Below are 13,919 nucleotides of genomic sequence, written 5' to 3' on the forward strand. Positions count from 1 at the left end.
GCCGCATGGTCAAAGCCCGGAAATTAAACCCCCAGTGGAGGCTATGCGGCATAATCCCGGTTACGGCATTATGGCCAAGTTCATGCAAGGCCGTGCGGTAATAGTCGATTTGATACGTGAAGGCGGGTTGCGGGGGAACCTGCACATAATCCGCGCCCACATTATAGAAGGCTTTCGTTCCACCCGTCCGAAAGTCCGCTGCGGTCGCCGCAATCAGAGCTTCGGCTTGATCGTGCAATTCGCGCTGCGGTAAGGGCGCGGGTTCGGCGATCAACCGCTCGGGCAAGCCATCGCACTGCGCGGCGTTGAACACGGTAAAGCGCTTGAGGAATGGAATGGAGCGAGGCTTGTCGCCCTCGCCTTCGTGCTTCTTGTCATCATCGGGCGTGAAGCGGTTAGCGTAAAAAACTGTCCGGCCCTTCTCGCCCTTGCGGACGCATCCGCCAGCGGCCAAGGCTTGCCGGAATGTCAGCCAATCCTGCGAGGGATAGCCGCCATCAATGACAGCGCCCCAAAGAATAAGGATATTGATACCCGAATAGTGCCGCCCCGTAATCGCATTGCGCGGCAATCCTGTTACGGCGTTGCCAGCGTTCCAAGGCTTCACCCAAGGAAAAACCCCTTCCTCCAGCTGCGCGATAATCTGCGCGGTCACTTCATCATAAAGAGACACCTTCGGCGCGGCATTACCGCGTCGGTGCGTCTTGCGCGCTGCGCGAAAGCCGCACTTAGCCTTCGCTTTCCTGCCCGTTCCGCTTTCACTGGCCTTAGAATTTTCATGCAACATAACCGCCTCCATCACCCCAAAACTGCCGCAACCGGCCCCGGAGAGGCGGGGTGGGCGGCAAGAGCGACCAGAAAGGCCCGCATCAAGCGGTCAGGCGCACAGAATTGCTTATTTGACTGCATTGAAAAGCAGTCGCTGGGCTGAAACAAAGTGGAAGACCCCGCCCGAAGGGCGGGGTTGCGCCTGAGCGCGGCGGGCCTAGCCGGGAGCGCCGCCCACACCGTCTCTCTGGTGCCGGAAAACAACGCCGGCGCCCCCGCGCCGTCCATATCAATCGCTAACAATCGCGATTCTGCCCCTCCGCGAAGCGGCCCAATAAGAACGGCACCCTTGCACGGCGCGACGCCGCGCGGTGGTGTGCGCGCGCGAAAGTGCGCCAGCGCCCACCGGGCAAGGAGAGAGGCAAGAGTGCCTGCGGGTCAGAACAAAGAAGCCGCACCCTCAAGGAGCGCAGCGGGAAAGAGTGCGTCCTTAAAAAATCCCGCTCATTATCCGGGGCGTTGCGGGGTGTCCCCGCAGAAGGGGTAGCCGGAGACAGCGCAGCGGCTCCGGCTCAGGGGAAGGCCTTCCCCAAAACATAAGTTCAGACAATGTTCCTGGAACCTTCTGCCTCTGTCAGGAAACAAACCACGCTCATCTGCATGATACAAAACCTCACAGTCCAGCCCCAGAGATTGGCGGTTTCATATCAAGGCACGCTCATAATCAAATATCTATATGTGCTCAATTATCACAATATCTAATACCTAAATATGTTCAATAATTATTGATTTGAACATATATGAGTGTTAGAAAAGCGCCGGAGATAGAATATGTCAAATGCAAAGCAATCCGCGCTAGCCCGCAAAAACCTCGATAAACGTCTCGGGTTTCTGCGCGATGCCGACCTTACCAGCCCCAAAACCGGCTGGATACGTGCCATTCGCGATGCCTTGGGCATGTCGAGCCGTCAGCTTGCCAGCAGACTGGGCGTTAGCCAGTCGCGTATTACCCCGCTGGAACGGGCCGAAGCACATGGCGGAGCCACGCTAAAAACGCTAAAAGAAGCGGCTGAAGCGTTGGATTGCACGCTGGTTTATGCATTTGTTCCCAATAAGCCGCTCGATCAAATCGTCGAGGATCGTGCGCGAAGCAAAGCCCGCGGCCAGATTGGAACCGTGTCACACGCAATGCTTCTGGAAAATCAGTCGATGACCAAGACGCAAATGGAAGAAGAGCTCGAACGCATAACCAGGGACATTCTGGCAGAGCCGATCAGCAAGCTGTGGGATGATGAATGACCGATCCGCTGTTTGATGGTGATGATGAAGCCAATACACCTTTAACAGAGGAGGAGCGTGAACAGCTGATCCCGACCTATGTCACGCTGCGCAGCGAGCTGAACGAAGCCGAGCAGATCAACATTACCGAGGCAAGCCGCTGGTATGGACGAAAGCGCAAGGCCGATATACTTGACGACGCATTCCTGAAAGAACTGCACAAACAGATGTTCGGGCAGGTCTGGAAATGGGCAGGCAAATATCGCCAGAGCCCGCGCAACATCGGGATTGAGGCCTACCTGATCCCGACAGAAATGCGCCAGCTTGTCGATAATGTCCGGTTCTGGGTAGAAAATGAAACCTACCCGCCCGATGAAATCGCGGTCCGGTTCAGCCACCAGCTTGTCTCCATTCATCCCTTCCCCAACGGCAATGGACGCCATTCCCGCATGGCAGGAGATTATCTCGCGATGCAACTGGGCCAGCCCCCATTTACATGGGGGCGCACAAGCCTCACCAATGCCAGCGAAACCCGCAAAGCCTATATCGCAGCATTACAGGCAGCAGACCGTGAAGACATCGAACCCCTATTGAAATTTGCGCGAGACTAACCGGCAGAAAACGGATCAAATATCATGAGCAGCCAGCCAATGATTACCAAGCCCCTGCGGCAAGACAATTTGTGGCTTGCCTGAGGATCAACTGAAAGCTATCCCGCCAGAACAAAATATGAACTTACCTAAGAAAAAGCTTGATCTCTGGGACAGATAACGACACTATGTCGCAAAATGACCCAGAGGTGATATGATAAACCAATTTACTGCTCTTCGCATTCGCGCCGGTCTCTCTGTGGACGACCTGGCTTTGATGACAGGTTACAGCTCGCGCCAGGTCCAGCGATGGGAAGCCGGTGAAGGCAAGCCAAGAGCAGCAGCAATCGGCCTGATGCGGTCCATGGCTGAGGCAGCGCCTGCTGACCAGGCAGGCAGCCGGTTCAACTTTATCGATCTGTTCGCCGGAATCGGCGGTATCCGCAAGGGCTTTGACGCCATTGGCGGCCACTGTGTCTTTACCTCGGAATGGAACAAATATGCGCAGCAGACCTATGCTGCCAATTTCCGCGACAATCACCCGCCCCACGGCGATATCACTGAGATCGGAACCGACGAGATTCCGGATCATGATGTGTTGCTGGCAGGCTTTCCCTGCCAGCCCTTCTCCATCGCAGGCGTTTCCAAAAAGAACTCGCTGGGACGTAAGCACGGCTTTCTGGATGAAACGCAGGGTACGCTATTTTTCGATGTGGCGCGTATTCTGAAAGTAAAGCGACCAGCTGCCTTTATGCTTGAGAATGTCAAGAACCTGACGGGGCACGACAAGGGGCGCACATTTCAGGTAATTCTTGACACTCTCACGAAAGAACTGGGCTACAAGGTCTGGCACAAGGTCATCGATGCTCAGCATTTCGTACCCCAGCACCGCGAGCGCATTATCATTGTCGGGTTCCGTGAAGATGTCCCGTTCAGCTGGGACGATCTGAAACTCGCTGGAAAAGGCAGCGTCCGCCTCAGGAGTATCCTGCACGCCGAAGACGGGTCCGAGAAAGCCGAGGAACCCTATACGCTCGGTTCAGCGGCGGCGGTGAATGGCAAATACACGCTGAGCGACAAGCTCTGGCAGTATCTGCAAGGCTATGCGGCCAAACACAAAGCGGCTGGTAACGGCTTTGGCTTTGGTCTGGTCACACCGGACGACGTCTCCCGCACACTATCTGCCCGCTACTATAAAGACGGGTCGGAGATACTTGTCAGTCAGGGCCGGAAGAAAAACCCTCGCCGCCTGACGCCGCGCGAATGCGCACGGCTTATGGGGTATAGCGACGATTTCCGCATTCCCGTGTCCGACACGCAGGCGTATAAGCAGTTCGGCAATTCGGTGGCGGTCCCGGTGTTCGAGGCAGTCGCCCGGATCATGCAACCGCACATCAGGGCTCTGGTTGAGCCGGTCCGGCAGCGCGAAGCTGCCTGAGGCGTGACAGACGTCCATGACGCCGCGTCCCGCAGCCGAAACATGGCAGCAATCAAAGGTCGCAATACAAAACCCGAACTTTTGGTCCGTAAGGCGCTGCATGCGGCAGGACTGCGTTACCGATTGCATGGCAAAGACCTGCCAGGAAAGCCCGACCTGATCTTTCCTCGCTACAAAGCAGTCGTCTTTGTGCATGGCTGCTTCTGGCATCAGCACGATTGCCACCTGTTCCGGTGGCCAGCAACCCGGCAGGATTTCTGGCGTGCGAAGCTAAGCCGTAATGTTGCCAATGATCAAAGAGCCGAAATTGCGTTACTGAAGACAGGCTGGCACGTATCAACGGTTTGGGAATGTGCACTGAAAGGCCGGACCAGACCTGACTTTACTAAAGCTATGCAGTCGCTGATCGCCTGGATAAAGGCAGATCAACAGACAATCACAATCAGGGGCGGATAATTGGTCGCATCACTGGGACAGTTGCTCGACCTGATGCGTCATCATGGCGCGACCCGCATCTATGCCAAAAAGCTGGCCCCCAACGACAATTCCAAGAATCAGGTTTATCTCGGCGGTGATTTTTCAGCGCTCAATATTATTCCGCACGGAGAAATCTATTCGGACGATGCTGACATCGCTGGTGCTGTTCGCGACCGCGCGAAGGCGGCTGTCGATTTCTACTGGATCGATCAAGCGGGACGCCACAAAGCGCCCAATACCGGCCTCATCCTCTATCCGAAATATCCGGAAGTTCGCATGTCCGGCTTCCTACTTGGTTGTAGAGCAGCACCATCAGGAATAATGCGGGTAAGGGATGCAGGCCGGATGCTTATTCTGGGCATCACCCGCCAGGGTGAGGTAATGGGTTATGCCTCCGCCGCAGACGATCCCATCACAGCCGAGCTCAACGCGCACGACTGGCCAACAGTGGGCGTCTTTCTTGAACTCCCTCTGACGATGGATCAGCTGGAAAGCCCAAGGAACCGGCTGCTGAATGAGCTCCGGCGGATTTATCAACTGAACTGGATTGCATCCCAGAAGCTGGCAGCCGACGGTATAAAAACGCCGTATTCAGCCCGCAATGGCGGCGGTTACACACTGGAAGCGGAACTGGGGATAACACCTAATGGCTATGCCGAGCCTGACTTCATGGGCTGGGAAGTAAAGCAATATGGCGTCCGGGACTTCGTGAATTTCAGACCGAAGTCACCGGTCACGCTGATGACGCCTGAGCCTACCGGCGGTATCTATCGCACCGAAGGTGTTGCCGGATTCATGACCAGGTTTGGCTACCCGGATCAGTCCGGCAAGCCTGATCGCATAAACTTTGGGGGTCGCTACGATTGCCAGCGCCAGCACCATGCGATGACCGGACTTCGTATGACACTGACCGGCTATGATACTGATACCGGCAAGATCACCGATCTTGATGGTGGCCTGAACCTGATTGACGTCGACGAGGAAATCGCGGCGTCCTGGTCTTTCAAAGGTATGATGGCGCACTGGAACCGCAAGCACGCACAGGCGGCCTATGTCCCTTCCCTGTTTCAAACTCCGCCACCAGAATACAGCTTTGGCGCACATATTCTTCTGTGCGAACAGACGGACTTCCTGCTGTTTCTCAAAGCGTTCGCTGCAGGTACAATCTACTATGATCCAGCGGTCAAGATGGAGAACGCGTCATCGGCGAATCCGAAGATCAAGCGCCGCAGCCAATTTCGCGTCGCTCATGCTGGCCTGACACAGCTTTACCAGCAGCACGAACATGTGCAGTTCTGAAATGGCTGCATCTTAAGCGCTTACTCTGCAATCGGCTTGAAAATTTTGGCAAAATAGCAACAATGGCTGTTCTGCTGTATTGCCTTTTAGTAAGCGAGGCGCATAGGCCGCCTTGCCGATGATGAGATTGCTGCGATATTCGTCATCTTTGGGCGGAGCTGCGCAGTGGATGATGAAGTCAGAACGGATGTGAGTGGTCATACGAGCAGTCGTATGACTGGTCGGATCGAAGTGATTGCCCGTGTGTCGGGGCGCCGGTTCTGGACGGTGGAGCAGAAGCTGGCGATGCTACGCGACGCTTTCGGCCCGGGCGGATCGGTTCGCGAGGCGATGGAACGGCACGAGGTGACGAGCGCGCTGCTTTACACTTGGCGTCGCAACGCGATGGCAGGCCTGCTGATGGATCGGCCGTCGAAGGCGCTGGCGCAGTCTGCGGCGGGCACCAGCGTTTCCTTTGCCGAGGTGAGGATCGCCGATCCGATGACGACGGCGCCGTTATTGCCATTACAATCGCCATCGCAATTTCCAACGCCGTCGGGCCAGATCGCGATCGAGATGCCCAGCGGTGTGAGACTGAACGTTGATGCCTCTGTCGATACAGAAGCGCTCAGACGCGTGCTGTCGGCGCTGGAGCGATGATCGCGCTGCCACCAGCGACGAAGGTTTGGCTGGCCTGCGGCGCGACAGATATGCGCAAGGGCATGTGCGGGCTGGCCGTGATGGCGCAGGAAGTCCTGAAGCAGAACCCGCATTCTGGCGCGGTCTTCGTCTTCCGAGGTCGGCGGGGCGATCTCATCAAGCTGCTCTGGTATGATAGCCAGGGGTTCTGCCTGTTCTCCAAGCGGATCGACCGCGGTAGGTTCGTCTGGCCGATGAGCCAGACTGGCACCGCACATCTTTCGGCAAGCCAGCTTTCGATGTTGCTCGAAGGTGTCGATTGGCGCCGTCCGCAGCGCACCTTGCGGCCCGCACTGGCAGGCTAATAATCGGCGCGATACCGCCGTTTTTTGTGGTTTTCGGTATGCTGATCCGCTAGTGATCGGACGTGGCGCAAAAGGCTTTTTCATCGTCCGACAAAGATGCGCAGATTGTCAGCCTGCAGACCCAGATCAATGCCCGCGACCGTGTAATCGAGTTGCTCCGTGCCCAGCTCGCACGGCTTCACCGGATGACCTTTGGCACCTCGTCCGAGAAGCTGGCCCGGGAGATCGAACAGCTTGAGCTGGCGCTCGAAGAATATGAGGCCGAAGCGGCTGTCGCCGATGTAAGCGCGCCTGATACCGCAAAGCCCGAGCACCTATCACCGATCCGTTCGCTGCCGCCACATCTCCCACGCGACGAGATCGTTCATGAGCCTGCAACCGGCGTTTGCACCTGCCCATCATGCGGCGGCGCGCTTCGCCGTCTCGGCATTGATGCCGACGAAATGCTCGATGTCGTGCCGGTTAGCTGGCGGGTCGTGCGCAATGTCCGGCCCAAGTATAGCTGCCGTGCCTGCGAGAAGATCGTTCAGGCACCAGCACCGCCCAAGCCCATTGCGCGCGGTAAGGCAACGTTCGGCACGGTCGCCCATATTGCGGTGGCCAAGTTTGATCATCATCTGCCGCTTTATCGCCAGGCTGAGATGATGGCCGCCCAGGGTGTCGTGATCGATCGCTCAACCTTGGCCGGTTGGGTCGGTCAAGCCGCGTATTTGCTCGATCCGATCGTCCAACGGATCCGCGAGGAAGGGATCAAAGCGGCCAAGCTTCATGCCGACGATACGCCAGTGAAGGTTCTCGCTCCCGGCAGCGGCAAGACTGCGACTGCCAGGCTTTGGGCCTATGTCGCCGATGATCGTGCCTCCGGCGGTGCCACCCCGCCGCTCGCATGGTATCGGTTCACCGCCAGCCGCGCCGGTATCCACCCCCAGCGCGAGCTTGCCGGGTTTACCGGCTTCCTTCAGGCCGATGCCTATTCCGGCTTCAATGGCCTCTACACCGATGGACGGATATTGGAGGTTGCCTGCTGGGCCCATTTCCGGCGCGAGCTGTTCGAACGGCACAAACAACAACCGACAGATCTCACCACCAATCTGCTGGACCGGATTGGCCAGATCTACGCCATCGAAGCCGAGATCCGCGGCCAGTCCGCCGATATTCGACGAAGCACCCGACAGGAGCGGTCGAGGCCGCTGGTAACGGCGCTTCGTGCCGCGCTCGACGACGCCCTCAGCAAGCTTTCGCCAAAATCGGTCATGACCAAAGCCATTCGCTACGGCACCAAGCGATGGATAGCGTTCACCCGCTTCCTCGATGACGGTCAGCTTGAGATGGACAACAATATCGCCGAGCGCGCTATCCGTCCCATCGCGATAGGCAGGAAAAATTGGCTGTTCGCGGGCTCCCAAGCAGGCGGTGACCGCGCCGCTACGATCTATTCCGTCATCGAGACCGCCAAAATGAACGGGCTCGAACCGCAGGCCTACATCACCGATGTCATCGCCAAAATCGCAGCCGACTGGCCCGCTTCGCGATGGGATGAGCTCATGCCATGGAACTGGCAGCCGCCAATCAACGAACCCATCGCCGAAGCTGCCTGACCTGCGTCCCACAGGCCACGCTTACGCCTTTTAGGACATTCGCGAAATTCTCATTTGTTCGCTGAAGTAGCCATTCGACGCAATAAATTACTGGGTCATAGAAAGTGGTAGTGGCCGGAGCAGCATGCAGAAAATACAAAGAGAGCGCTCGCGAAACGTCAAGTTTCGGCCTATTCAACAAACGCCCTAAACCCACATCCACTTTACTGACCGCACCTAGAGCCGTGAAACGCTTCATAAACTGGACGGGACGAACCAAAGAATTCAGCGAGTTCGGCCTTACGCTCGTTGAACAGACGTTGTCCTGCATCCGGCAAAATTTGTTTTGCGGCCACCACATCATCTAGAGGTATTGGCCGAATCTGGTCCGGTTCATCAATACGGCATAGGCGGTCGCGGCCTATCAGCAGTCCAGCCTGACCATCCGCATTTTGACTACTCAAATCCATCGCTACAGAGATAATGTCGCGCCAATGCCATTGCCCGCCGCGCTCGATTTGCTCCTCAGTCATACGCAGCTCTCCAGACCCACATCCTAGCGATAGAATTCGCACTTTTCTTCGATCAAGGTCATAACATGTTAGAGCATCGACTAGTGCCAACATGACTGGGTTATTCGCCCAGATTCCACCATCTGCGTAATATTGCGATCCGATGCGATGAGGTGGCAGATAAGTCGGGGCTGCAGACGTCGCCAGCGCAATGTCTACCATTCTATTCGACCAGTCTCTGCGGAAATCCGGGTGATGCGGCGTCTTTAGTACATTAACTTTCGTGTGCGCATCGAACGTCGGAATGACCAAGCGGCGTTCGGAGTCACCGAGTTTCTTTGCACCAAAGTTTCTTTCCAATAAAGCCCGTAACGCATCTGGATTATACCTTACACGACGCAAATCGCGCCCTTGCTTGCCCAACTTTGCAAACCACCCTCCAAAGCCTTCCGGCGGGAGCTCAGGCGGAAAGATTTCCTCACCGTGATCTGTATAAAGCGCGAGTATATCTGAGGCCCGCATTCCAGCGCCCAGGCCCATGGCAATGATGCCTCCGGTAGAGGTGCCAGCGATCATGTCAAAGCAAGATGCCACAGTTGAACCGTTGAGAAAATGCCGTTCGCATTCATCAAGAATTTTCGCCGGAAGAATACCCCGTATCCCACCACCGTCTATGGAAAGAATCCGAAACTCTTCGTCATTCCAAGGCAGTTGTGGCCGCAGATTCTGCCTTATCCCGGTTGAGCGAATACCGGATGGCAACGGCGCCAGGTTACTTGAATCTAGAGAAGTTTGCACCTGTACTTTCCTTTCCGGCGTGGCGGCCAAGGCCAAGCCATTTCTTTGTGGCGAGCCAAAGCTCGTAGGACTGGAGCCAATGCAATGCGAACGGGACGGTCGTTCGCGAAAGCGGATCGCTGAGCGTCCATTCACGAGCATCCGCATCGAAAACACAGAGAAATGGACCGGCTCTTTCCACGCGGGGGTGACGCCAATACACATGTGGAAGGGGCCCCTCTTCAGCATCTTCCTGCCGCTGAAGTGCTGGCTCAACCACCTCGACCAAAGGCTGCACATAAAGAAGCGAGCGGTATTCGATTACCAATGGCACAGAATGTTCGATGCGGACTGTGTGAGGTGTCTCATAAGGCTGAAGCGTCCCTTGCCAACTAGCCGTACGATCATCGATGCGCGAGCACACCCAAGTTGGTAACTCGCGCGCCATATCTTCGATCTGCTGGTCCAAGGTCATCCGTCTGGGATCTCGCCACCCATGCTCGTGTTTGCGCGAACGGGCGTGATGAGGCCGACCCCAAGGCCAAGACCACCAGCGTTCATTACACCTGAAATCGCAGGGTGACGCGGGCTGGTTGCCGGAGATTGCAATTGCCCACTTGGCGTCATCTGTGAAGCGCCACCTAGGACAGCATTATTTTGCGCCTTAGCGTGCTCTTTAAGAACATGATCCGCAATCGTCGCTCCGAACAGATCATCGAATACCCGTTTTACACGCATGGGGTCAAAGCCTTCTCGGCGCAGTTCCTTCAGCTCGTCCACAAGATGACGAAGGTCAGCCGCCCAAAGTCTCTGCGCTTCGCGATCTTCCGGCCAACGATCCGTAAACTGGTCTGGGAGGTATGCGGGGTTGCGAACATCTAAAAGCCGACCATGCCTGTCTGCCTCGATGATGGCATCCCGCATGGTGGTTGCTACGGTAAGCAATTCATCAGTTAGGGAAGCTCCGACTTGCGGCGCATCGAGAGCCAGGGCAGCCATGACAACAGATGGCGGCTTGCGTTGACCAGCGTGGTCCCCATGCTTGCGATAGCGCTTATCGCGGAAACACTTGAGAAGCTGAAGGGCAACCACACGAGGTGATTTGCGTTCGAGAGGCATATGCTCAGGCATCGGCTGTGTAGCCGCTTTCTCCACGAGGACAGGATTACTTGCAAAAAGCTGCCCATCAACCAAGAGCCGCCGCGCCTCAAACCGACGCGCGAACTCCAAACTGATCTCCACAGTTTGATTAAAATGGCGCGCGAACCCATCAGGATTAATTTCCTTCGTGTAAGCTTCTCCCGATTCAGGCTTATGATGAAAGAGTTTCGATACGCGTTCCGGCGTCGCGGGAAGGCGCACGACTGGCATAAGGTCTACCGTTACCCCATCAGAGTAATGCACGGTCACGCAGCGACTGTTACGCTCCACCGTTAACCCGCGATAAAGTTCATCATCCGTGTTGACGATTGCGCCGTATAACCGGTCAAGCACTAAATCTGGGTCGGTTTCAGAAGGGATGACAAGCTCGATCACCGCATCGACATCATGCTGATCGCGTTTGATTTTCGAACGGATTGCCGCATGAATTGCAAAGCTGCCCGAAGGATAAACCTCGTCGACGTCCCCTTCTAACGGACTCCCAGGACGATCAACATGCCGCGCAAGCGCTTCGTATCTCCTTGTTGCTTCGTCGTGCATACTCGGGGTCAACTGAAGTGAGCGCGCGATATCCATTAGCGCGGCCTCTATAGGCCCCAGTGCACGGGCGACTTCGATCATTTTTTCGGTGTTCATCGGGTTTCCCTGCGCTTCTAAAGTCAGCCCTTTGGCGGATGTGGATCTTTGCCGTGGCTGTCGCTTTGAGCGATTCGTCCGTCACGGTTATGGATACGGAATTCGGTAGACTGGTTGCGGCTAATTTCGCGGCCGCGATCAATCGCATCGCGCTTGGTATCGTGGTGGCTACTCGAACGAGTTGCGCCGCCTCGCTTCACATCCCATCCGCCATCGGGGTTGGGAACTACGTGGTGCGTTTTGGGGCCTTTGGTCATTTCGGATTTTTCCTTCAACTAATATTTAAGACGTATAATAAGTGCGCCTACTCCGAACAGCATATAATGCTTGAAAATCGGAAGTCAAGAAGTTAAAGTATGCCTATACCGAACTTTTGAAGGAGACCGTTTATGGCCAATGTCCTGGGCGATAAGATTCGCGATCTGCGTAAGGAGAAGAAGCTGACGCTCGATAAGCTTGCTGAGCTCACGAGTTCCAGCAAGAGCTACATATGGGAACTGGAGAACAAAAATCCGCCTAGACCATCGGCTGAAAAACTGTCGAGGATTGCTGAACAGCTCGGCGTCACAATCGAGTATCTTATGGACGAAAAGAACGAGTTGAAGGCTGAAGACGCCGTCGATGCCCAATTCTATCGCAAGTACCGCAACTTGCCTGACGAAACCCGCCAAAAAATCCGTAAGATCACAGACATGTGGGACGACGAGGAATAATGGAAGATAAGTCGCCGCAACGCTGGGCTATCGACCTGACACTTGTTCTCAAGGCGCGTGACGGCGATGATCGGTTTCCGATTGATGTCAAATCGCTGGCCAAAGCTTATTCACACCAAGTATTTCCCGACGACCCAGTTACTATGTTGAAAGGGGATGACCTCGGAAGATTTGAAGGCGGCCTGTACAAAGCTCCTCCCGGTAAGAAGGGATGGGGTATCATCTATAATTCAGCGATCAAGTCTCCTGGGCGGATTAATTTCACCTTGGCTCATGAGTTCGGCCATTACCTTGTCCACCGAAATCAGTTTCCCAACGGCCTGCAATGCAGCGCCGAGGATATGGCAAAATGGGACAGCGAATACGGCCAGATCGAGCAACAGGCCAATGAGTTTGCAGCGAGCCTTTTGATGCCACGCGACGACTTTGCAAAACAGGCCCCCCCGAGAAGCCGACCGACGTTCGACCAGCTAGGAGCCTGTGCTGATCGCTACGGCGTGTCTCTGTCAGCGGCAACGCTCCGCTGGCTTCAATTCAGCGAACAACGCACTCTTTTTGTGGTTTCAAGAGATGGTTTTATACTTTGGTCACGGTCCAGCCCGAAAGCGCTACGGTCCGGAGCCTACATAAAAACCGCCAATGTCCGGCCAGTTCCGTTACCTACAGAGTCGCTCGCCGCACAGCCCCATCTGCTAGAAAATAGCAAGGGTCGAGCGGAGCATCCTTCCTTCGTTTGGTTGAAAGAACCTTGCGCCGAAGAAACGATTATGTCGGAACGCTATGATAAGACTTATACGCTCTTGCACCTTGGCGCTGCGCCACCATGGCCGTCGGAGGAAGACGAAGGCGAAGCCGACACATTCGACCACATGATGACGCGATAAGTAACACTCGTGCATATCACTCAATTTTGACCGATAGCGCGCACTTCAAGTACTCATAAAGGCCCAAATGCCGCTTCGCGCCGTAATTTTGTGGCGATGGCCAAATCCCGTGCGGTATTTCTGAGGCCAGCATGACAATACCCTTCGATTGTCATTTCGCGAAAGCGGAGCGCGGGACGTGCATCCCCAAGCGATCCGCTAATGCAGGCTCCTACCCACCGTGCGGTGGGCTTATCGGAGCCTGCTAATTTAGATGGTGCGGGCGGTGGGAATCGAACCCACACTCCTTGCGGAACGGGATTTTGAATCCCTTTTTTATCAAATTAAATTATACTTAATTATTTGTTTTAAATATATATAATATTAAAGTTGTGCGCTGGTGTGCTAATCAATGTGCTAATTTTGAATCGAAAAACTAGCACAAAATCTCCCCTTTGAGACATTAAACCCGTGTTTGGAGGTTGATGGTGCCAAGGACGCTTTTGCGCTCTGACGGACCTTGCCTTGTATGGGGAGCTTGGGTGCCCGCCCGGATTGAACGGCAACAAGTGGCTGGTTTGCTGACTGGCAGCTTTTGGGATTATTCTGTTGAAAAACTCCGTGCGCAATTTTCTCAGACAACATTCAAAGCTCATACCGTCTGCCTTTGCAGGAATGATTCACGAACGGCTGCTCGTCCGAACCATTGTTGCTGAAAATTCGCGGTAGGAAGGTCAGTGATGAGTTTTTCAACAGAATAGGGATGCTAATTGGCGGAAGCTGACATTCAATCGCATAGCATCGCGCTATCAATGAAATCAATTTGCGGAAGATCGGGTTGCCGGCA

General features: G+C 55.3%; 16 protein-coding genes. 10 read left to right on the forward strand and 6 right to left on the reverse strand.

The annotated features are described in order from the left end of the window. Nucleotides 1-787: ArdC family protein (locus V7676_RS16600; protein ID WP_335660729.1), on the reverse strand; the 787-nt coding region annotated here is incomplete at its 3' end. Nucleotides 788-1,599: 812 nt separating this feature from the next. Between V7676_RS16600 and V7676_RS16605 the strand changes: the two genes are divergently transcribed. From V7676_RS16605 to V7676_RS16625, 5 genes are all read left to right on the forward strand, one after another. Continuing rightward, nucleotides 1,600-2,067 carry a mobile mystery protein A gene (locus tag V7676_RS16605; RefSeq protein WP_335660730.1) on the forward strand — a complete coding sequence of 156 codons (468 nt, stop codon included), beginning with the start codon at nt 1,600-1,602 and terminating at the stop codon, nt 2,065-2,067. Beyond that, the gene (locus tag V7676_RS16610) at nt 2,064-2,657 is read left to right on the forward strand and encodes a mobile mystery protein B (protein WP_335660731.1); all 594 of its coding nucleotides are present in this window, start codon (nt 2,064-2,066) and stop codon (nt 2,655-2,657) included. The genes V7676_RS16605 and V7676_RS16610 overlap by 4 nt, the downstream gene beginning before the upstream one ends. 193 nt (nt 2,658-2,850) lie before the next feature. Continuing rightward, nucleotides 2,851-4,074, forward strand: a complete 1,224-nt coding sequence (dcm, locus tag V7676_RS16615) for a DNA (cytosine-5-)-methyltransferase (protein WP_335660732.1) — start codon at nt 2,851-2,853, stop codon at nt 4,072-4,074. 42 nt (nt 4,075-4,116) lie between these two features. Next, complete coding sequence (locus V7676_RS16620; protein ID WP_335660733.1) at nt 4,117-4,530, forward strand: very short patch repair endonuclease; 414 nt, start codon at nt 4,117-4,119, stop codon at nt 4,528-4,530. After that, complete coding sequence (locus V7676_RS16625; protein WP_335660734.1) at nt 4,531-5,850, forward strand: MvaI/BcnI family restriction endonuclease; 1,320 nt, start codon at nt 4,531-4,533, stop codon at nt 5,848-5,850. A gap of 12 nt (nt 5,851-5,862) precedes the next feature. Here the strand turns inward: V7676_RS16625 and V7676_RS16630 are convergent, their stop codons facing one another. Then, nucleotides 5,863-6,051, reverse strand: a complete 189-nt coding sequence (locus tag V7676_RS16630; protein ID WP_335660735.1) for a hypothetical protein — start codon at nt 6,049-6,051, stop codon at nt 5,863-5,865. Between the two features lie 12 nt (nt 6,052-6,063). Between V7676_RS16630 and tnpA the strand changes: the two genes are divergently transcribed. The 3 genes from tnpA (at nt 6,064) to tnpC (ending at nt 8,431) form a co-directional block, all read left to right on the forward strand. After that, nucleotides 6,064-6,489 (forward strand): IS66-like element accessory protein TnpA, encoded by a 426-nt coding sequence (gene tnpA / locus V7676_RS16635; RefSeq protein ID WP_335660736.1) that lies wholly within the window; start codon nt 6,064-6,066, stop codon nt 6,487-6,489. After that, nucleotides 6,486-6,833, forward strand: a complete 348-nt coding sequence (gene tnpB / locus V7676_RS16640) for an IS66 family insertion sequence element accessory protein TnpB (protein ID WP_335660737.1) — start codon at nt 6,486-6,488, stop codon at nt 6,831-6,833. Before tnpA ends, tnpB begins: the two co-directional genes overlap by 4 nt. 62 nt (nt 6,834-6,895) lie before the next feature. Continuing rightward, complete coding sequence (gene tnpC, locus V7676_RS16645; RefSeq protein WP_442955460.1) at nt 6,896-8,431, forward strand: IS66 family transposase; 1,536 nt, start codon at nt 6,896-6,898, stop codon at nt 8,429-8,431. Between the two features lie 203 nt (nt 8,432-8,634). Here tnpC and V7676_RS16650 read toward each other — a convergent pair whose 3' ends face one another. Genes V7676_RS16650 through V7676_RS16665 form a run of 4 tightly spaced genes read right to left on the reverse strand, consistent with a single transcriptional unit; the run spans nt 8,635 to nt 11,753 of the window. Continuing rightward, nucleotides 8,635-9,756: a CBASS cGAMP-activated phospholipase gene (locus tag V7676_RS16650; protein ID WP_335660738.1), complete on the reverse strand. Its 1,122-nt coding sequence runs from the start codon at nt 9,754-9,756 to the stop codon at nt 8,635-8,637. Continuing rightward, nucleotides 9,695-10,174, reverse strand: a complete 480-nt coding sequence (locus tag V7676_RS16655; protein ID WP_335660739.1) for a hypothetical protein — start codon at nt 10,172-10,174, stop codon at nt 9,695-9,697. The genes V7676_RS16650 and V7676_RS16655 overlap by 62 nt, the downstream gene beginning before the upstream one ends. Further along, nucleotides 10,171-11,496, reverse strand: coding sequence for a nucleotidyltransferase domain-containing protein (locus V7676_RS16660; RefSeq protein WP_335660740.1), 1,326 nt, complete (start codon nt 11,494-11,496; stop codon nt 10,171-10,173). Before V7676_RS16660 ends, V7676_RS16655 begins: the two co-directional genes overlap by 4 nt. Nucleotides 11,497-11,519: 23 nt before the next feature. Then, entirely contained in the window at nt 11,520-11,753 is a 234-nt protein-coding gene (locus V7676_RS16665) for a DUF2188 domain-containing protein (protein ID WP_335660741.1), read from the reverse strand. A 132-nt stretch (nt 11,754-11,885) separates the two neighbouring features. On the opposite strand from V7676_RS16665, the gene V7676_RS16670 reads away from it, so the two are divergent. Both V7676_RS16670 and V7676_RS16675 read left to right on the forward strand, forming a co-directional pair. Then, complete coding sequence (locus V7676_RS16670) at nt 11,886-12,209, forward strand: helix-turn-helix domain-containing protein (RefSeq protein WP_335660742.1); 324 nt, start codon at nt 11,886-11,888, stop codon at nt 12,207-12,209. Next, entirely contained in the window at nt 12,209-13,093 is an 885-nt protein-coding gene (locus V7676_RS16675; RefSeq protein ID WP_335660743.1) for an ImmA/IrrE family metallo-endopeptidase, read from the forward strand. Before V7676_RS16670 ends, V7676_RS16675 begins: the two co-directional genes overlap by 1 nt. Nucleotides 13,094-13,919: the final 826 nt, after the last annotated feature.

This window comes from Parasphingorhabdus sp. (assembly GCF_036963805.1).
Taxonomy (GTDB): Bacteria; Pseudomonadota; Alphaproteobacteria; order Sphingomonadales; family Sphingomonadaceae; genus Parasphingorhabdus.